The organism is Streptomyces sp. NPDC046876, assembly GCF_040645035.1.
In the GTDB taxonomy this organism is placed as follows: domain Bacteria; phylum Actinomycetota; class Actinomycetes; order Streptomycetales; family Streptomycetaceae; genus Streptomyces.
In genome coordinates this window covers 1-18,764 of the sequence record NZ_JBEYXK010000122.1, presented here as the reverse complement: position 1 = coordinate 18,764, position 18,764 = coordinate 1, and the positions used below count along the sequence as shown (strand labels likewise).

15 protein-coding genes are annotated in these 18,764 nt (G+C 74.6%); 11 read left to right on the top strand and 4 right to left on the bottom strand.

Translation table 11 applies throughout. The features are described from left to right. Window positions 1–283: 283 nt before the first annotated feature. Window positions 284–1,294: a DNA-3-methyladenine glycosylase 2 family protein gene (locus ABZ924_RS34445; protein ID WP_361918943.1), complete on the top strand. Its 1,011-nt coding sequence runs from the start codon at window positions 284–286 to the stop codon at window positions 1,292–1,294. 24 nt (window positions 1,295–1,318) lie between these two features. Here ABZ924_RS34445 and ABZ924_RS34440 read toward each other — a convergent pair whose 3' ends face one another. The 3 genes from ABZ924_RS34440 to ABZ924_RS34430 form a co-directional block, all read right to left on the bottom strand. Further along, complete coding sequence (locus ABZ924_RS34440) at window positions 1,319–2,614, bottom strand: coenzyme F420-0:L-glutamate ligase (RefSeq protein WP_361918940.1); 1,296 nt, start codon at window positions 2,612–2,614, stop codon at window positions 1,319–1,321. Further along, the gene (gene cofD, locus ABZ924_RS34435; RefSeq protein WP_361918937.1) at window positions 2,611–3,570 is read right to left on the bottom strand and encodes a 2-phospho-L-lactate transferase; all 960 of its coding nucleotides are present in this window, start codon (window positions 3,568–3,570) and stop codon (window positions 2,611–2,613) included. Before cofD ends, ABZ924_RS34440 begins: the two co-directional genes overlap by 4 nt. A 147-nt stretch (window positions 3,571–3,717) precedes the next feature. Then, entirely contained in the window at window positions 3,718–4,257 is a 540-nt protein-coding gene (locus ABZ924_RS34430; RefSeq protein WP_361918934.1) for a cysteine dioxygenase family protein, read from the bottom strand. A gap of 639 nt (window positions 4,258–4,896) precedes the next feature. Between ABZ924_RS34430 and ABZ924_RS34425 the strand changes: the two genes are divergently transcribed. The 3 genes from ABZ924_RS34425 to ABZ924_RS34415 all read left to right on the top strand — a co-directional run bounded on the left by ABZ924_RS34425 (window position 4,897) and on the right by ABZ924_RS34415 (window position 10,572). Continuing rightward, the gene (locus ABZ924_RS34425; protein WP_003983763.1) at window positions 4,897–5,160 is read left to right on the top strand and encodes a WhiB family transcriptional regulator; all 264 of its coding nucleotides are present in this window, start codon (window positions 4,897–4,899) and stop codon (window positions 5,158–5,160) included. 247 nt (window positions 5,161–5,407) lie between these two features. Beyond that, window positions 5,408–9,100 (top strand): glycosyltransferase, encoded by a 3,693-nt coding sequence (locus ABZ924_RS34420; RefSeq protein ID WP_361918931.1) that lies wholly within the window; start codon window positions 5,408–5,410, stop codon window positions 9,098–9,100. After that, window positions 9,097–10,572: a DUF5719 family protein gene (locus tag ABZ924_RS34415; RefSeq protein ID WP_361918928.1), complete on the top strand. Its 1,476-nt coding sequence runs from the start codon at window positions 9,097–9,099 to the stop codon at window positions 10,570–10,572. Before ABZ924_RS34420 ends, ABZ924_RS34415 begins: the two co-directional genes overlap by 4 nt. A 51-nt stretch (window positions 10,573–10,623) precedes the next feature. Here ABZ924_RS34415 and ABZ924_RS34410 read toward each other — a convergent pair whose 3' ends face one another. Continuing rightward, complete coding sequence (locus ABZ924_RS34410) at window positions 10,624–11,010, bottom strand: metallopeptidase family protein (RefSeq protein ID WP_361918925.1); 387 nt, start codon at window positions 11,008–11,010, stop codon at window positions 10,624–10,626. A 213-nt stretch (window positions 11,011–11,223) separates the two neighbouring features. On the opposite strand from ABZ924_RS34410, the gene ABZ924_RS34405 reads away from it, so the two are divergent. The 7 genes from ABZ924_RS34405 to ABZ924_RS34375 all read left to right on the top strand — a co-directional run. Beyond that, complete coding sequence (locus tag ABZ924_RS34405; protein WP_361918946.1) at window positions 11,224–11,652, top strand: DUF3499 domain-containing protein; 429 nt, start codon at window positions 11,224–11,226, stop codon at window positions 11,650–11,652. A gap of 106 nt (window positions 11,653–11,758) precedes the next feature. Further along, window positions 11,759–13,132: a phosphomannomutase/phosphoglucomutase gene (locus ABZ924_RS34400; RefSeq protein ID WP_361918922.1), complete on the top strand. Its 1,374-nt coding sequence runs from the start codon at window positions 11,759–11,761 to the stop codon at window positions 13,130–13,132. A gap of 94 nt (window positions 13,133–13,226) precedes the next feature. Continuing rightward, window positions 13,227–13,412, top strand: a complete 186-nt coding sequence (locus tag ABZ924_RS34395) for a Trm112 family protein (RefSeq protein ID WP_037797711.1) — start codon at window positions 13,227–13,229, stop codon at window positions 13,410–13,412. A gap of 521 nt (window positions 13,413–13,933) precedes the next feature. Continuing rightward, window positions 13,934–15,067, top strand: coding sequence for an SIS domain-containing protein (locus ABZ924_RS34390; RefSeq protein ID WP_361918919.1), 1,134 nt, complete (start codon window positions 13,934–13,936; stop codon window positions 15,065–15,067). Window positions 15,068–15,110: 43 nt separating this feature from the next. Then, window positions 15,111–16,268 (top strand): mannose-6-phosphate isomerase, class I, encoded by a 1,158-nt coding sequence (gene manA, locus ABZ924_RS34385; protein WP_361918916.1) that lies wholly within the window; start codon window positions 15,111–15,113, stop codon window positions 16,266–16,268. A 98-nt stretch (window positions 16,269–16,366) separates the two neighbouring features. Beyond that, complete coding sequence (locus ABZ924_RS34380; RefSeq protein WP_361918913.1) at window positions 16,367–17,299, top strand: cation diffusion facilitator family transporter; 933 nt, start codon at window positions 16,367–16,369, stop codon at window positions 17,297–17,299. Window positions 17,300–17,701: 402 nt separating this feature from the next. Continuing rightward, on the top strand, window positions 17,702–18,764 hold a 1,063-nt coding region (locus tag ABZ924_RS34375), incomplete at its 3' end, for an adenosylhomocysteinase (RefSeq protein WP_361918910.1).

Below are 18,764 nucleotides of genomic sequence, written 5' to 3'. Positions count from 1 at the left end.
AGCGACGCGACCGAAGGGAGCGCCCTTGACAGGCCGGCCCGACGCGGAAGGACGATGAGACTGACGGGAAAACCCCATACCCTCCCTGATGCCGTCCGCTGAGGTCCCGGCCCTCGGTGGGTCGCCGTCCGCTGTCCACCTCCGGACTGCTGGCATCGCGCCGAGCGCCGACCCCGCCCCGCCCGGAGTGGCGGGTGGGCAGCCGCGGGCCCGCCCCCGGCCCGTCGAGGGGGAGATGGCCCGCCCGCACCGGACCAAGCCCCCCCAGCGATACGCTCAGGTCATGGCCGGGCGCTTCGATCCTCTTTCCCGTACCGCGGTGCGGGGCGGGCGGGCCGACGTGCCCGCGGGTGCCGGGGGACCGGCCCCGGGAGGCGGTGCGGGGCTTGCCCGGGTGTGGGTGCCCGACGGGGTCCTCGACCTGGGGCTGACGCTCGGGCCGTTGCGCCGCGGGCCCGGCGACCCCACGTTCCGGATCACCGCCGACGGGTCCGTCTGGCGGGGGAGCCGGACACCGCAGGGCGCAGCCACCCTCCGCGTCGCGCTCGACCGGGCCGCCGGGCGCGTGCACGCCGAGGCCTGGGGTCCGGGGGCCGAGTGGATCCTGGAGGGGCTGCCGGCCCTGCTCGGGGCCGGCGACGACCCCGCCGCCTTCGTCCCCCGCCACCGCCTCGTGCACGTCAGCCACCGCAGCCGGCCCGGCCTGCGCATGTCCCGGACCGGCCTGGTGCTGGAGTCGCTGATCCCGACCGTCCTGGAGCAGAAGGTCACCTCCGACGAGGCGTACCGGGCCTGGCGCCGCCTGGTCCAGTGGCACGGTGAGGCCGCTCCCGGCCCGCACGGGCTGGGGCTGCGCGTCATGCCCGACGCCCGGACCTGGGCCATGATCCCGTCCTGGGACTGGCACAAGGCCGGCGTCGACGCCAAGCGGTCGGCCACCATCGTCCGGGCCGCCCGTGTCGCGGCCCGCCTGGAGGAGGCCGCCGCGATGCCGCCCGGGCAGGCCGCCGCCCGGCTGGAGGCCGTGCCCGGCATCGGACCGTGGACCTCCTCCGAGACCCTCCAGCGCACCAACGGCGACCCGGACGCCGTCACCACCGGCGACCTGCACCTGCCCGGCATCATCGGCTACGCCCTCGCCGGCGACCGGGACGCCGACGACGCGGCCATGCTCGAACTGCTCGCCCCGTACGCCGGCCAGCGCCACCGCGCGGCCCGCCTCATCCTCCTGGCGGGCCGCACGCCCCCGCGCCGCGCACCGCGGATGTACCGCAGCGACATCGGCCGGCTGTGACCCCGGCCCGGTGGGCGGCCGGCCTCAGCGCACCTCGATGAACTGCTCCGCCGTCCGCTCCGGCCGCTCCCGCGGCGGCTCCGCCGGATGGCCGACGGCCACGGCCCCCATGGGGTCCCAGTCCTCCGGCAGCCCGAGCACCTTGCGCACCACGTCCCGGCAGAACATCGTCGAGGACACCCACGCCGAGCCCAGCCCCTCCCCGGCCAGCGCGACCAGGAAGTTCTGCACGCCGGCGCCGGTGGCGACGACGAACATCTCGCGTTCCGCCGCGTCCCGCCGCGCGTGCCCGTAATGGTGGGCGCCGTCGGTGACCATGCACGGCACCACCAGGTACGGGGCGCTGCGCAGCACGTCGCCGCGCCGGATCCGCTTGGCGATGGACTCCTCGGGCTTGCCGTCGCGCCGCAGGTCCTCGATCCAGGCGTCCCGCATCGCGTCGAGCAGCTCCTGCCGCGCGGCCGCGGATTCCAGCAGGACGAACCGCCACGGCGTGGTGTGGTGCGGCGCGGGGGCGGTGACGGCCGCGGCGACGGCCCGGCGTACCGCGCCGGGATCGACCGGCCCGTCGGTGAAGGCCCGTACCGTGCGGCGCTGGGTCACCGCCTCGCGTACCGCCTCGGAGGTGCCGAGGCGGAACAGGTCCTCGGCGGCCGGCCGGACCAGCTCGGCGGCCGAGGGGCCTTCGCCGAGCAGGTGACCGAGCCCCCGTACGAGCGCCACGGGCAGCCCGGCGGCCTTGCCCTTGACCAGGTCGCCGGCGGCGGCCAGCTCGTCGGCGGTGGCGACCACGGTCGCGCTGAGCGGGTTGCCGTGGGCGTCGGTGCCGCCGCGCAGATCGTCCAGGACGCGGACGCCGGCCGAGCCGATGGCCACGTCCGTCAGCCCGGCCCGCCAGGGCCGTCCGAAGGTGTCGGTGAGGAGGACGCCGACGTCGACCGAGCGCAGCTCCCGCAGCCGGGCGCGGATCGCGGCAGCCGAGGCGTCGGGGTTCTCGGGCAGCAGCAGGACGGTGCCCGGCTCGGTGTTGGAGGCGTCGACGCCGGCCGCGGCCATGACGAGGCCCTGCCGGTTCTCGACGATCCGCAGCGGGCCGCGGCGCGCGACGACCCGTACGGTCTCGGCGTCTATGGCCTCCTCGCGCGAGTCGGCCCGTACGATCCGGCCCTCCGCCTTGGAGACGATCTTCGAGGTGACCAGCAGGACGTCCCCGTCGCGCAGGTCCGGCTCGGCGTCGGAGATGATCCGGGCCAGGTCGTCGCCCGGGCGGACCTCCGGGATCCCGGCGACGGCGCGTACCTCGTACGAGGGAACGCTCACCGGGAGGCCTCCGCGAGGGCCAGCGCCTCACGGGCCATGGCGGCGGTCGCCTCGAGGTCGGTCATCATCAGCGGGACGGCCCGGCAGGCGATCCCGGCGGCCTCGACCTCTGCGGCGGCGTCCGCGTCGGCGGTGTCGACGAGCCAGCCGTCGAGGAGGTCGGCGCCGTAGTGCCGGGCCACGGCTGCGGCGGTGGACTCCACGCCGACGGCGGCGAGGACCTTGTCGGCCATGCCGCGCACGGGGGCGCCGCCGACGATGGGGGAGAGGCCGACGACCGGGGCCGCGGCGGAGGCGATGGCCTCGCGGATGCCGGGCACGGCCAGGATCGTGCCGACGGAGACGACGGGGTTGGACGGCGGGAAGAGGATGACGTCGGCCGCGGCGACGGCTTCGAGCACGCCGGGCGCGGGCTTGGCCTGTTCGGCGCCGACGGGTACGACGGCCTCGGCGTCGACGGAGGCCCGCAGCCGGACCCAGTACTCCTGGAAGTGGACGACGCGGCGTTCGCCGGTGCCGGAGTCGGTGATCGCGACGTGGGTCTCGACGCGGTCGTCGGACATGGGCAGCAGCCGCACGCCGGGCTGCCAGCGGTCGCACAGGGCCTCGGTGACGGCGCTCAGCGGGTAGCCGGCGCCGAGCATCTGGGTACGGACGATGTGGGTGGCGAAGTCGCGGTCGCCGAGGCCGAACCAGGTGGGTCCGACCCCGTACGCCGCGAGTTCCTCCTTGACGGTGAAGGACTCCTCGGCACGCCCCCATCCCTGGTCCTCGTTGATGCCGCCGCCGAGGGTGTACATCACGGTGTCGAGGTCGGGACACACCTTCAGCCCGAACAGGTGGATGTCGTCACCGGTGTTGCCGATGACGGTGATGTCCGCGTCGGGAGCCGCGGACTTCAGTCCGCGCAGGAAACGGGCGCCGCCGATGCCGCCGGCCAGAACAACAATGCGCATGCAGACAGTCTGTCAGCCGCAGGCTGTCGTATGGGGGGTGGTGGTCGGGCGACGGGTGGGACTGTCAGCCGCAGGCTGTCGTATGAGGGGTGGTGGTCGGGCGACGGGTGGACTGTCAGCCGCAGGCTGGTGTCAGGCGGGTGCGGTTCAGACCGAGACGGCCTCGGTGCGGGCCGGGGAGCAGTTGTGCATCGGCATCTCGGTCAGGCCGGGGAAGTACACGTGCAGGCTGACCGCCCCGTCGAGGGTGTCGTTGACGACCTCGTGGGCGTAGCCGGGGGCGAAGACGCGCTGGGAGCCGGCGCCCAGGGTGAGCGGGCCGCGCGGGCTGTGCTCGGTGAGCTCGCCTTCGAGGACGGTCAGGACGCCGGAGGAGGCGCCGTGGTCGTGCTGGCCGCTGCCCTGGCCGGGGACCCAGCTCAGCAGCCAGACCTCGTAGCCGGGGCCCGTGCGCAGCCGGTGGTACCAGCGGGTGGTGGCGTCGTAGCGGACGAGGTGCTGCCAGCTCGCGCGGTCCTCGGCGATGGAGCGGGCGAGGCCGACGAACTCGGCGACGGTGGCCGGGTGCTCGCGGGCGGGCTGGAGGAGGTGCTGGACGGCGAGGATGTCACCGGCGATCTGGAGGTCACTCTCCGTGGTCGCGGGAGCGGCGTGTGCGGGGGCGGCGGCGACGGTGAGGTTGCTCATCGTGGGGGGTCCTCGACGGGTGTCAGTGGTGCGGCGGTCGCTGTGGGGGTGGCCGGAGCTCAGGGGAGCCGAGGGGCTCCGAAGGCATCAACAGCAGCAACAGCAACAGCGAACCTGGGCAGCGCGCAGGAACCCACGAATGGGGGTCCGGGTGGCGGCTGCGGTCACTGACATGGGAACAAGGAGAGCGGGTGCAAGGCCGGACTGTCAACCCAATGGCCGGTTTGGGAGGAAAGTTCCACCTGATCCGGTTAACCCGGTCGGAGAAAGGTTTGTGCAGGCCGGCACCGGGGAGATGCGGCTGCAAGTCGCACTGCGACAGCGTTCAAACCCGCCGACCCAACTCGTGATCGGAATGTGATCTGCGCCGCTTCTCCGGCTTGATCGCAACCGCACCCACGGGCCACGCGTCGATCGCGAATGAGCGCGGCCGCGGCAGCACCCGTGGCAACTGTCACGATTTTTGGCGATATGAACACTTTCTGCATAGCCTTGGTTCCGCAGAGTGAATAAGGGCCCCAATAGCAGATCCCGGCTTGACTGCTTCGGAGCCCCCCACTTGTAATTTCACTCGTGTCGTTACGTAGCGATGAGTGACGACACCACCACGGGGATGCACAGACAGAGCGAGGGGCGCACATGACCGAGCTGTTTCAGGAACTGCTGGTCGAGGAAGCGGACGAAGAGCTCGGATGGCAGGAGCGCGCGCTGTGCGCCCAGACCGACCCCGAGTCCTTCTTTCCCGAGAAGGGCGGCTCCACCCGCGAGGCCAAGAAGGTCTGCCTCGCCTGCGAAGTCCGCTCCGAATGCCTCGAATACGCCCTCGCCAACGACGAGCGCTTCGGCATCTGGGGCGGCCTGTCCGAGCGCGAGCGCCGCCGCCTGAAAAAGGCCGCCGTCTGACCCGGCCGGCAGCCGCCGGCGCGATGCGAGCGGACACCGCGTCCGACACCGCGCACGAGCACTCCGCACAACTCCACAAGCACACACACGGTCCGCCTCCTGCACCTTCCCCGCAGGAGGCGGACCGGCGTGTTCCCAGCCGTTAGTGTGGGGCGCTGTCCAGCAGCCTCCGAGGGCACACCACCCCCGGACCCCTCCCCCCGGCACGGCCCGGAGGGGACCCCCAGGCCGGAGGGCCAGTAGAGCGATGTCCCTGCACAGCCAGTCGACGGCCTCCTACCAGGCTGCCGCCACCCCTGAGTTCCCCCGGCACGTCGTCACCGCGGTCCTCGTCGCCCACGACGGCGCCCGCTGGCTGCCCCGGACCCTCGCCGGCCTCCTCGGCCAGGAACGCCCCGCGCAGAACCACGTCGCCGCCGACACCGGCAGCGCCGACGACTCCGCGCGCCTGCTCGCCGAGGCCCTCGGCGACGACCGCGTCCTGCACCTCGCCCGCCGCACCGGCTTCGGCGCCGCCGTCGACGAAGCCGCCCGCAGCGCCGGCACCCCCACCCCCGAGGACCTCCCCTACCTCAAGCGCCCCAGCGGCTGGGACCCCGTCAGCCGCACCTGGCGCGACGACACCTACGACCTGCCCGAACTCCCCCACGGCGAACCCGTCCAGTGGCTCTGGCTGCTCCACGACGACAGCGCCCCCGAGCCCGACGCCCTCACCGAACTCCTGCGCGTCGCCGAGGAAAACCCCGACGCCGCCGTCATCGGCCCCAAGCTGCGCGGCTGGTACGACGACAAGCAGCTCCTCGAAGCCGGCGTCACCATCGCCCGCAGCGGCCGCCGCTGGACCGGCCTCGACCGCCGCGAACAGGACCAGGGCCAACACGACCAGGTCCGCGGCGTCCTGTCCGTCTCCACCGCCGGCATGCTCGTGCGCCGCGACGTCTACGACGCCCTCGGCGGCTTCGACCGCCGCCTGCCCCTCATGCGCGACGACGTCGACCTGTGCTGGCGCGCCCAGAGCGCCGGCCACACCGTCCTCGTCGCCCCCGACGCCGTCCTGCGCCACGCCGAGGCCGCCGCCCGCGAACGCCGCACCGTCGACTGCGCCGGCCGCACGGCCGTCGGCCCGCACCGCGTGGACAAGGCCGGCGCCGTCTACACGATGCTCGCCAACACCTCCGGCCCCGCCCTGCCGTACGTCCTGGTGCGCCTCCTCCTCGGCACCGTGCTGCGCACCCTCGGCTACCTCGTCGGCAAGGCCCCCGGCCAGGCCGTCGACGAGATCACCGGCCTCCTCGCCACCCTGCTGCGCCCCGAACGCATCCTCGCCGCGCGCCGCCGCCGCGGCCGCCCCGCCGTCCCCGCCAAGGAACTGCGCCCCCTCTTCCCGCCGCCCGGAGCCACCCTGCGCGCCGGCGCCGAACAGCTCGCCGGGTACGTCGGCAGCGGCCGCGACACCGACGGCCCCGCCCTCGGCCGGCACGGCGGAGCCGTCGAATCCGGCCCCGGCGGCGACGACGCCGACTACCTCGAGATCGAGCAGTTCGCCCGCCTGAAGCGGATCGCCCGCAACCCCGCGCCCGTCCTGTTCGCCCTCCTCCTGCTGGTCTCCGTCATCGCCTGCCGCGGTCTGCTCGGCACAGGCTCCCTCATGGGCGGCGCCCTGCTGCCCGCCCCCGACAGCGGACTCGACCTGTGGCGCCGCTACACCGAGGACTGGCAGCCCGTCGGCACCGGCTCCACCGCCGCCGCCCCGCCCTACCTCGCCGTCCTCGGCGCCCTGTCCACCCTCCTGTTCGGCTCCACCGCCGCTGCCCTGACCCTGCTCCTCGTCTGCTCCGTCCCGCTCGCCGGACTCACCGCCTACTTCGCCTCCCGGCCGCTGGTGGAGTCCCGGCTGCTGCGCGCCTGGGCAGCCGTCGCCTACGCCTTCCTGCCCGCCGTCACCGGAGCCCTCGCCGGCGGCCGCCTCGGCACCGCCGTCCTCGCGATCCTGCTGCCGCTGCTGGCCCGCTCCGCCGTCGCCGCCTGCGGTCTCGCAGGCGGCCCCGAGGGCACCCCCGAGCAGCGCGGCACCTGGCGCGCGGTGTGGACGTACACCCTCCTGGTGACCCTGGCCACCGCCTTCACCCCCGTCGTGTGGGTGCTCGGCGCCGTCCTCGGAGCCGCCGCGCTCGTACGGCGCCGCGCCGCGTGGAAGGCCTACGGGCCGCGGCTGCTCGCCGCCCTCGCCGTCCCCCTCCTCGTCCTCGCCCCCTGGGCGCCGGGACTGCTCCTGCACCCCGGCCGGCTCCTCGACGAGGCCGGACTGCCCTACGGGGCCGGCTCCGCCACCGCCCTGGACCTCCTCGGCCTGAGCCCCGGCGGCCCCAAGGCCCCCGGCGGGCTGCTGCTCCTCGGCATCGTCCTCGCCGCCCTCGCCGCCCTGGTGCGCGCCGAGCGGCAGGCCGCCGTCCGCACCGCCTGGGCCGCGGCCCTCGCCGCCCTCGCCCTGGCCGTCGTCCTGAACCGCACCGGCTGGGCCGGGCCCGCCACCCTCGTGTACGGGCTCGCCCTGCTCGCCGCCGCCGCGATCGGCGCCGACGGGGCCAAGGAGCGCGTCGCCGCCAGCAGCTTCGGCTGGCGCCAGCCCGTGGCCGCCCTGATCGCCCTCGCGGCCGCCGCCGGCCCGCTGCTCGGCGCGGCCGGCTGGATGATCGGCGGCGCCGCCGGACCGCTCCAGCGGCGCGACCCCGTCCAGGTGCCCGCGTTCGTCGCCGAGGAGGGCGGCACCCGAGACCAGGCCCGCACCCTCGTCCTCGGCGGCACCTCGCCCGCCACCGTCTCCTACGCCCTGGTGCGCGGCTCCGGCGCCGGCCTCGGCGACGCCGAGCTCGCCGCCGAGGCCGGCAGCAGCCCCCGGCTCGACAAGGTCGTCTCCAGCCTCGTCGCCGGCTCCGGGGCCGACCAGACCGACCAGCTCAGCGGCTTCGCGATCCGCTACATCCTGGTCCGCGACGGCGCCCCGCAGCAGATGCACCGCGTCCTCGACGCCACCCCCGGCCTCAGCCGGATGAGCCAGCTCGACGGAAGCGCCCTGTGGCGCGTGGACCGCCAGGTCGCCCGCGCCGTCATCCTCTCCGGCAAGACCGGCGAGGCACCCCTGCCGGTCGCCTCCGGCCCCGTCGAGGCCCACACCAAGATCCCGGCCGGCGAGGCGGGCCGCACCCTGCGCATCGCCGACCGCGCCGCGCCCGGCTGGAAGGCCACCCTCGACGGGAAGCCGCTGAAGGCCAAGACCCTCGACGGCTGGGCGCAGGGCTTCGAACTGCCCGCCGCCGGCGGCCGCCTCGACCTGGTCCACGAGGACTCCCTGCCCCGCACCGCCTGGCACTGGGCCCAGGGCGCCCTCGCGCTGGTCCTGCTCGTGATGGCCCTGCCCGGCCGCCGCGCCCGCCTCGACGACGACCTGCCGGAGGAGGAGGCCTCGGCCGCCGACGGGCCCGGCGCCGACGGGGCCGGCGAGGGCCGCCGGGCCCGCAGGCTGCGCGCCGATGCCGGCTCCGCCGCCCCGGCCGCCGCCGCTGCCGCCGAAGGCGCGGGGGCCGTGGCCGATCCGTACGCGGGGATCCCGGCGCAGCCGTCGTACGGGGACGAGGCGTACGCGTACCAGGACGGCTACCCCGGGTACGGCGACCCGGCGTACGGCGACCCGGCGTACGGCGAGCAGGGCCAGGGCGGCCAGGGCTACGACGCCTACGGCCGGCCCGCCGCCCAGCCGTACGTCCCCGCGCAGGCCGCCGACCCCGGGCAGTACCCGTACGCGCACGACCAGCAGGCCTACCCGCAGCCCCAACAGCCCCACGAGCCCCACCAGCCGTATCCCTACCCGTACGACCAGCAGCCGTACGGGACCTACGGACAGCAGCACGACCCGCGTCCCGACGGGAGCCCCCAGCAGTGAAGCAGCGCGCACCCCTGACGCTCGCGGCGGTCGCCGCAGCCCTGGCCGCAGCGGCCGGCATCGCCCACCTGACCGCGCCCGCCGCCCCGGCCGCCGACGCCGGGAAGGCGGCCGCGGCCCGGATGCCGGTCGAGCGGTCCGCGCTGGTCTGCCCGGCGCCCAGCTCCTCCGACATCGCCGAGACCACGTACACGGCTATCACCCCCGGCGCCGCCGGGGGCGGCAAGGGCACCGCCCGCCTCCTCGGCGCGACCAAGGAGGCCAAGCCCGTCCTGGAGCTCAAGGAGCGCGGCAAGCCCGCCGGCGCGAGCGCCTCCGGAGCCGAGGCCCCGGGCCTCGCCGGCACCGCCGACGGGATCCTCGCCCCCGGCTGGACCGCCCAGCAGACCACCAAGGTCTCCGTGGGTCGGGCGCGCGGCCTGCTCGGCGTCGGCTGCACCGCGCCCGGCACCGACTTCTGGTTCCCCGGCGCGAGCACCGCCAAGGGGCGCGAGGATTACGTGCACCTCACCAACCCCGACGACACCGCCGCCGTGATCGACATCAAGCTGTTCGGCCCGGACGGCGCGGTGAAGTCCGAGGCGGGCACCGGCGAGAACATCCGGATCGACCCCCGCTCCACCAAGGCGGTCTCGCTGGCCTCCCTCACCCCCGGCGCGCAGCTCGCGGACGTCGCCGCGCACGTGACCACCCGCGCGGGCCGCGTCGGCGCCTCGGTGCAGGTCGGCGAGGAGGGCGTCGGCGCGGACTGGCTGCCCGCCTCCGCCGACCCGGCCGGCTCGCTCGTCCTGCCCGGGATCCCGGCCGACGCCGCCTCCGTACGGCTGGTGGCCTTCGCCCCCGGCGAGGAGGACGCCGACCTGACCGTGAAGCTGGCCGGGCCGAACGGCTCCATCAGCCCGGCCGGCAACGAGCAGCTGCACGTCAAGGCGGGCATGACGGCCACCCTCGACCTCAAGGACGTGACCCGCGGCGAGGCGGGCTCGCTGGTGCTGGCCCCGGCCGACAAGAAGAAGCCCGTCCCGGTGGTGGCCGCGCTGCACGTGGTCCGCGGCACCGGCGCCAAGCAGGAGCTCGGCTTCATCGCCGCGTCCGGCCCCGTCGGGCCGCGGGCGACCGTCGCCGACGACCGGGCCGACGAGAACGCGACCGTGCTGTCCCTGACCGCCGTGGGCGCCGACGCGAAGGTGAAGGTGACGGCCTCGCCGGGCACCGAGGCGGGTGAGGCGGCGTCGAAGGAGGTCACCGTCAAGGCGGGCACCACGCAGCTCGTGGCCCTGGCCCCGGCCGGCGCCAAGGGCGCGTACGCGCTGACGGTCGAGACCCTCTCCGGCGGCCCGGTCCACGCGGCCCGGACCCTGACGCTGCCGCACGAGGGCATCCCGATGTTCACCGTGCAGACGCTGTCGGACGACCACGCGAACGTGCCGGTCCCGCGGGCGGTCCAGGACCTGACGGTCCTCACCCGCTAGGCGGGGCCCTCCGGCCGGCTCCGGCTCGGGTCCTCCGCTCCCCGGAGCCGGTCAGTCCTGCCCGTAGCGCGGGTCCACCGTCTCCGGGGACAGCCCCAGCAGCTCCGCGACCTGCTCCACCACGATCTCGTGGACGAGCAGCGCCTTCTCGTCCCGGGTCTTCGTCCGGATCTCCACCGGCCGGCGGAAGACCACGATCCGCGCCGGCCGCCCGGGCCCCGCCGCCTCCGACAGCGCCCCGAGCGGCACCGCCTCGTCGTTCCACCCGGCATCCGGGCCGCCCGGCGGCCCCGGTACGTCCTGGACCAGGAACTCCACCTCCGCCAGCTGCGGCCAGCGCCGCTCCAGCCGCTCCACGGACTCCCGTACGAGATCGCCGAAGAGCTCCGCCCGGCTCGCCGCCAGCGGCACCTGCGGCGGGGCGATCGGCCCCCGCATCCCGCGCCCGTGCCGGTCGCGCCGGCGGGGCCGGGGCTCGGCCGGGGGGCCGGCGGGCGGACCGGCGGGCGGCGCCGCGGGCGGCGGCGGGAGCGAGGAAGGAGGCGGCGGAGGACTGTCGGTCACCCCCGCAGGGTAGCCCTCGAACAGGCTCCGACCGGGGCCTTTCCGGACCTGCCGGGCCCCGTCGCCGGGGCGACACGGGGGAGTGACCTGCGGGAGAGTCGTCGCGGCCCGGTCAAGAGTGCGGTACCGTCCAACGTCGTGAGCCTTGTACGTCGCTGTTCGCGCACTGCGTGCGGCCGCCCTGCCGTCGCGACACTGACGTACGTCTACGCCGATTCGACCGCAGTCCTCGGCCCGCTCGCCACGTACGCCGAACCCCACTGCTACGACCTATGCGCCGAGCACTCCGAGCGCCTGACCGCCCCGCGCGGCTGGGAGGTCGTGCGCCTGACCGATGGGTCGGCGCCCTCGCGCCCCAGCGGCGACGACCTCGAAGCCCTGGCCAATGCCGTACGGGAGGCCGCCCGGCCGCACGACCGCGCGGCCGAGGCCGGCGGATCCGCCCCGAGCGGCCAGCGGCCCGGCGGCGAGACCCGGCGCGGGCACCTGCGCGTCCTGCGCTCGCCCGACTCCTGACCTCCTGACCAGGCTGACCGCCTGACCCCGGCCTGACGGCCTGAAGGGCGCTTCCGCCTGCCCTGTAGGTTGGCTCCACCGCACAGGAGCTTCAGGAGGGCAGGCAGTGGCCGCAGATCTTTCGAACATCGTCAAGGCGTACGACGTACGGGGCGTCGTGCCGGACGAGTGGGACGAGTCGCTGGCCGAACTGTTCGGGGCCGCTTTCGTCGAGATCACCGGCGCCACCGCCATCGTCGTCGGCCACGACATGCGGCCCTCCTCGCCCGCCCTGTCGGACGCCTTCGCGCGCGGCGCCGCCGCCCGCGGCTCGGACGTCACCCTGATCGGCCTGTGCTCCACCGACCAGCTGTACTACGCCTCCGGCATCCTCGACCTGCCCGGCGCGATGTTCACCGCCTCGCACAACCCGGCGCAGTACAACGGCATCAAGCTCTGCCGGGCCGGCGCGGCCCCCGTCGGCCAGGACACGGGCCTGGCGGCGATCCGCGAGCTCGTCGAGACCTGGTCCGACCTGGGCGGCGCCCCGGCCGCCCCCGCCGGGACCGTCCCCGGCACCGTCAGCGGGAAGGACACCCTCGCCGGGTACGCCGCGCACCTGAAGTCGCTGGTGGACCTGAGCGCGATCCGCCCGCTCAAGGTCGTCGTGGACGCGGGCAACGGCATGGGCGGCCACACCGTCCCCACCGTCTTCGAGGGCCTGCCGCTGGAGCTCGTACCGATGTACTTCGAGCTCGACGGCACCTTCCCCAACCACGAGGCCAACCCGCTCGACCCGAAGAACCTCGTCGACCTCCAGGCCCGCGTGAAGGCGGAGGGCGCCGACCTCGGCCTCGCCTTCGACGGCGACGCCGACCGCTGCTTCGTCGTCGACGAGCGCGGCGAGGGCGTCTCCCCGTCCGCCGTGACCGCCCTCGTCGCCGCCCGCGAACTCGCCCGCAACGGCGGCACCGGCACCGTGATCCACAACCTGATCACCTCCTGGTCCGTCCCCGAGGTCGTCCGCGAGCACGGCGGCACGCCCGTGCGCACCCGCGTCGGCCACTCCTTCATCAAGGAGGAGATGGCCCGCTCCGGCGCCATCTTCGGCGGCGAGCACTCCGCGCACTACTACTTCAAGGACTTCTGGAACGCGGACACCGGCATGCTCGCCGCGCTCCACGTCCTCGCCGCCCTCGGCGGCCAGGACGGCACCCTCTCCGAGCTCGTGGCCTCCTACGACCGCTACGCCGGCTCCGGCGAGATCAACTCCACCGTCGCCGACCAGGCCGCCCGCATCACCGCAGTCAAGGCCGCGTACGGCTCCCGGGAGGGCATCACCCTCGACGAACTGGACGGCCTCACCGCCACCTCCGCCGACTGGTGGTTCAACCTGCGCGCCTCCAACACCGAGCCGCTGCTGCGCCTCAACGTCGAGGCCCGCGACCCCCGGACCCTCGCCCAGGTCCGCGACGAGGTCCTCGCACTGGTCCGCGCCTAGTCAAGGCGTAACGCGCCCTGTCGCCGGGCCGCGCGAGACGCGGCCCGGCGGTACGCTGACCTCGCCCAATCCGCATGTTCGAAGGGAAGCCCCCATGCCGCTCGAAGCCGGCCTTCTGGAGATCCTCGCCTGCCCCGCCTGCCACTCGCCCCTCGAGGACAAGTCGGCCGACGAGACGGCTCCCGAGCTGATCTGCACCGGTCAGGACTGCGGCCTCGCCTACCCGGTCCGCGACGGCATCCCGGTCCTCCTCGTGGACGAGGCCCGCCGCCCCGCCTGACCCGCCTGCCCCGGCCCGGGAGGCCGCCGTACCCCACGGCAGCCACCCGACCCGCCCCACCACCGCCAACGGGACCCATCGCTCACCGGGCCCCAGCCCACCGGCTCAGGGGGCACCGGGTGGCCCATGGACCACCGGGTGCCCACGGACCACCGGGTGCCCACGGACCACCGGGTGCCCACCGGATCCAGCGGGACACCGGGTGCCCAGGGCCCACCGGGCCCACGGGAACCGGGCGCCACGGACCCACCGGGACACCGGGCGCCAGGGACCACCGGGTGCCCATGGGGCCGCCGGGACACCGGAGGTACTCCGGGGCCTCCGGGCCCGCGGGACACCAGGTGCCCCGGGGCTCACGGGGACACCGGGTACCCCCGGGCCACGGTCCGCCGGGACACACCCGCCCACGGGCCCACCGGAACGCCGGATGCCCACCGGAACACCGGGTACAACTGATGCCGACGCGCCGCAGGCACAAGGCAACCGAGTCGCCCGCCCTTCTGACCCAGCCGGAGGCCGCCATGCTCGACGAGACGCTCCTCGACGCACCGGAAGAGCTCGCCCGCGCCGACCGCCGCGGCCTGCTCCGCGGCGCCGCCGAGGCCGGCGCCAGAGTCCGCACCGCCGCCAGGCACTCCTCCGAGGCCGGCCTCGGCGAACTGCGCCCCGACGGCCGGCCCCGCGCCGTGCTCATCGCCGGCCCCGGCACCGCCGCCACCGGCGTCGCCGACCTGCTCGGCGCCCTCGCCGGCGCCTCCGCCCCGGTCACCCGCCTGCACCCCACCGGCGTCGCCCACGCCGCGGGCGCCCTGCGCTGGACCCTGCCCGGCTGGGCCGGCCCCGTCGACCTGCTCCTCCTCGCCACCACCGACGGCACCGAACCCGGCCTCTCCCTCCTCGCCGAGCAGGCCTACCGGCGCGGCTGCACCGTCGTCGCCGTGGCCCCCGAACGCTCCCCCCTCAGCGAGGCCGTCGACGGCGCGCACGGGCTCCTCGTACCGATGGCCAAGGCCCCGTACCAGGAGTACGACGAATCCGCCGCCGCGGGACCCGGCGCCCTGTGGGCCCTGCTCACCCCGCTCCTGCTGCTCCTCGACAAAGTCGGCCTCATCGACGCCGCCCCCGAAACCCTCCAGCGCGTCGCCGACCGCCTCGACCGCACCGCCGAACGCTGCGGACCGGCCATCGCCACCTACTCCAACCCCGCCAAGACCCTCGCCGCCGAGCTCGCCGACTCCCTCCCGCTCATCTGGAGCGAGGGCGCCGGCGCCGGCCCCGCCGGCCGCCGTTTCGCCGCCACCCTCGCCGAGCTCGCCGGCCGCCCCGCCCTGGCCGCCGACCTCCCCGAGGCCCTGCCCCGGCACGGCGTCCTGCTCGCCGGCTCCTTCGCGGCCGGCGCCGACCCCGACGACTTCTTCCGTGACCGGGTCGAGGAGCCCCAGGCCCTGCGCGCCCGCGTGGTCCTGCTGCGCGACCGGCCCACCGGCGGCCTCACCGCCGCCCCCGCCGCCCGCGAACTCGCCCTCAGCCACGACACGGCCATCAGCGAGCTCGAACCCGAGGAGGGCAGCGACCTCGAACAGCTCGCCGAGCTCCTCGCCGTCACGGATTTCGCCACCGCATACCTGGCTCTGGCCAGCGGGGGACACGGCTGAGCACGCCACCGTGCCGGCCCTTCATCCAGGAAGACGGACGAAGATGGACCGCCTGACCAACACGATCCGCCCCTACGCCTGGGGATCCACCACCGCGATCCCCGGGCTGCTCGGCATCGCGCCCACCGGCGAACCCCAGGCCGAACTGTGGATGGGCGCCCACCCCGGCGCCCCCTCCCGCATCGACCGCGGCGCCGGCCCGACCAGCCTCGCGGACGTCATCGCCGCCGACCCCGAGCGCGAGCTCGGGGCCGCCGCCGTCGCCCGGTTCGGCCCCCGCCTGCCCTTCCTCTTCAAGATCCTCGCCGCCGGCGCCCCGCTCTCCCTCCAGGTCCACCCCGACCTGGACCAGGCCCGCGCCGGCTACGCCGACGAGGAACGCCGCGGCATCCCCCTCGACGCCCCCCACCGCAACTACAAGGACCCCAACCACAAGCCCGAGATGATCTGCGCGCTCACCCCCTTCGACGGCCTGTGCGGCTTCCGCCCGCCGCAGGAGGCCGCCGAACTCCTCGCCGGCCTCGAGGTCGACTCCCTCAAGCCGTACGTGGACCTGCTGCGGGCCCACCCCGAGGACGCGGCCCTGCGCGAGATGCTCACCGCCGTACTGACCGCCGACCGCAGCGAGATGGCCCGCACCGTCGCCGAGACCGCGGCCGCCGCCGACCGGCTCGGCGGCCCGTACACCCCGTACGCGACCCTCGTCCACCACTTCCCGGGCGACCCCGGCGTCATCGCCGCCATGCTCCTCAACCACGTACGGCTCCAGCCCGGCGAGGCGATGTTCCTCGGCGCCGGCGTCCCGCACGCCTACCTCGACGGCCTCGGCGTCGAACTGCTCGCCAACTCCGACAACGTGCTGCGCGCCGGCCTCACCCCCAAACACGTGGACGTGCCCGAGCTGCTGCGGATCGTCCGCTTCGACTACGGCGATCCCGCGATCCTGCGCCCCGAGGGCGACGGCGAGGAGGTCTACGAGTCCCCCATCGACGAATTCCGGCTCTCCCGCTTCGCCCTCGCCGACGGAGCCGCCCCGCGCACCCTGCCCGCCGGCGCCCCGCAGATCCTGCTGTGCACCACGGGCCGCCCGAAGGCGGGCGAAACGATCCTGGCGCCCGGCGAATCCGTCTTCGTACCGGCGGCCGAGACCGTCGAACTCTCCGGGGCCGGCACCGTCTTCCGGGCCACCGTCGTCGTCTGACGGCGGGCCCGCCGGCGGCGGCTGCAAGAATGTGCGGCCGTAGCACGGTGCCCCGGCCGGGGAGAGCCGTACCGAGGACGAAGGGACACCCACCACCCATGAGCGCGTCGGGCGGAACCAGGGCGATCGTGGCGGCACTCGCCGCCAACCTCGCCATCGCTGCAGCCAAGTTCGTGGCCTTCGTCTTCAGCGGCTCGTCGTCGATGCTCGCGGAAAGCGTCCACTCGCTGGCCGACTCCGGGAACCAGGGGCTGCTGCTGCTCGGCGGCAAGAAGGCCCAGCGCGAGGCGACGCCGCAACACCCCTTCGGGTACGGGCGGGAACGCTACATCTACGCCTTCCTCGTCTCCATCGTGCTCTTCACGGTCGGTGGCATGTTCGCCCTGTACGAGGGCTACGAGAAGATCAAGCACCCGCACGCGATCGAGGCCTGGTACTGGCCCGTCGGCGTCCTGGTCTTCGCGGTCATCGCGGAGGGCTTCTCGTTCAAGACGGCCATCAAGGAGTCGAACGAGCTGCGCGGCGGGCTGTCGTGGGGGCAGTTCATCAAGCGGGCCAAGGCACCCGAGCTGCCGGTGGTCCTCCTGGAGGACGCCGGCGCCCTCATCGGCCTCGTCCTCGCCCTCGTCGGCGTCGGCCTCGCGCTGCTCACCGGCAACGGCGTGTGGGACGGCATCGGCACCGTGGCCATCGGCACGCTCCTGATCCTCATCGCGATCGTCCTGGCCGCCGAGACGAAGTCCCTCCTCCTGGGCGAGGCCGCCGGGCCGGAGGAGGTCGCAAAGATCAGCGCCGCGCTGGTGGACGGGGACACCGTCACCCGCGTCATCCACATGCGGACCCTGCACCTGGGCCCGGAGGAGCTCCTCGTCGCGGCCAAGATCGCCGTCCAGCACGACGACACCGCGGCCGAGGTCGCCAACGCCATCAACGCCGCCGAGGCCCGCATCCGCACCGCGGTCCCGATCGCCCGCGTGATCTACCTCGAACCGGACATCTACAAGTCCGACCACACCCCCGCCGCCTCCTGACCGAAGCCGACCCGGGGGCAAATCCAGCCTCGCCGGCGGGGCTGGATGTGCCCGACCCCCGGCTGCGAAAGCCGACGGGCTCGGGGTGCCGGGGCGCTGCCCCAGGCCCCGCGCCTCAAGCGCCGGCGGAGCTGGGAGTGCCGGGCCCCGGCTGCGAAGCCCGGCCGCAGGGCGGCGGCCCGCGGCCGGGCGGGACTTCTTCCCGCGACCCACTGGGGCCCGCTCCGCTGATCGGTGTAGATTCGTCATCAGTGTCAGGCGTCGCTGCTGATGGCGGTCGGGCGGTCCGAGCGACCGGCCGAGGGGAGAGAGGGCCTCCGACGGACTGAGCGCTCGCTGCACCGCCGGACGGCGATGCGCGGCTCAGCCGTACCCACTCTCGAACCATGAGGAGCAGCACCCATGGACTTCAAGGTCGCAGACCTTTCCCTTGCCGCTTTCGGCCGCAAGGAGATCACCCTGGCCGAGCACGAGATGCCGGGCCTGATGTCGATCCGCCGCGAGTACGCCGCCGCCCAGCCCCTCGCCGGCGCCCGCATCACCGGCTCGCTGCACATGACCGTCCAGACGGCCGTCCTCATCGAGACCCTGGTCGCGCTCGGCGCCGAGGTCCGCTGGGCCTCCTGCAACATCTTCTCCACCCAGGACCACGCGGCCGCCGCCATCGCCGTCGGCCCGAACGGCACCCCGGAGAACCCGCAGGGCGTCCCGGTCTTCGCCTGGAAGGGCGAGACGCTGGAGGAGTACTGGTGGTGCACGGAGCAGGCGCTGACCTGGCCGAACACCCCCACCGGCGGCCCGAACATGATCCTCGACGACGGTGGTGACGCGACCCTCCTCGTCCACAAGGGCGTCGAGTTCGAGAAGGCCGGCTCCGCCCCGGACCCGTCCACCGCGGACTCGGAGGAGTACGGCCACATCCTCACCCTCCTCAACCGCACCCTGGCGGAGGCCCCGCAGAAGTGGACGCAGCTCGCGTCCGACATCCGCGGTGTCACCGAGGAGACCACCACGGGCGTGCACCGCCTGTACGAGATGATGTCCGAGGGCACGCTGCTGTTCCCGGCCATCAACGTGAACGACGCCGTCACCAAGTCGAAGTTCGACAACAAGTACGGCTGCCGCCACTCCCTCATCGACGGCATCAACCGCGCCACCGACGTCCTCATCGGCGGCAAGACCGCCGTCGTCTGCGGCTACGGCGACGTCGGCAAGGGCTGCGCCGAGTCGCTGCGCGGCCAGGGCGCCCGGGTCATCGTCACCGAGATCGACCCGATCTGCGCGCTGCAGGCGGCGATGGACGGCTACCAGGTCACCACGCTGGACGAGGTCGTCGAGACGGCCGACATCTTCATCACCACCACGGGCAACAAGGACATCATCATGGCCTCGGACATGGCCAAGATGAAGCACCAGGCGATCGTGGGCAACATCGGCCACTTCGACAACGAGATCGACATGGCCG

What these genes read in the sequence shown, in the direction of transcription:
- ABZ924_RS34380 (WP_361918913.1), top strand. Translation starts at nt 16,367, where the DNA reads ATGAGCGCGTCGGGCGGAACCAGGGCGATCGTGGCGGCACTCGCCGCC.
- ABZ924_RS34430 (WP_361918934.1), bottom strand. Translation starts at nt 4,257, where the DNA reads ATGAGCAACCTCACCGTCGCCGCCGCCCCCGCACACGCCGCTCCCGCG.
- ABZ924_RS34420 (WP_361918931.1), top strand. Translation starts at nt 5,408, where the DNA reads ATGTCCCTGCACAGCCAGTCGACGGCCTCCTACCAGGCTGCCGCCACC.
- ABZ924_RS34390 (WP_361918919.1), top strand. Translation starts at nt 13,934, where the DNA reads ATGCTCGACGAGACGCTCCTCGACGCACCGGAAGAGCTCGCCCGCGCC.
- ABZ924_RS34445 (WP_361918943.1), top strand. Translation starts at nt 284, where the DNA reads ATGGCCGGGCGCTTCGATCCTCTTTCCCGTACCGCGGTGCGGGGCGGG.
- ABZ924_RS34395 (WP_037797711.1), top strand. Translation starts at nt 13,227, where the DNA reads ATGCCGCTCGAAGCCGGCCTTCTGGAGATCCTCGCCTGCCCCGCCTGC.
- ABZ924_RS34410 (WP_361918925.1), bottom strand. Translation starts at nt 11,010, where the DNA reads ATGCGGGGGCCGATCGCCCCGCCGCAGGTGCCGCTGGCGGCGAGCCGG.
- ABZ924_RS34425 (WP_003983763.1), top strand. Translation starts at nt 4,897, where the DNA reads ATGACCGAGCTGTTTCAGGAACTGCTGGTCGAGGAAGCGGACGAAGAG.
- manA (WP_361918916.1), top strand. Translation starts at nt 15,111, where the DNA reads ATGGACCGCCTGACCAACACGATCCGCCCCTACGCCTGGGGATCCACC.
- cofD (WP_361918937.1), bottom strand. Translation starts at nt 3,570, where the DNA reads ATGCGCATTGTTGTTCTGGCCGGCGGCATCGGCGGCGCCCGTTTCCTG.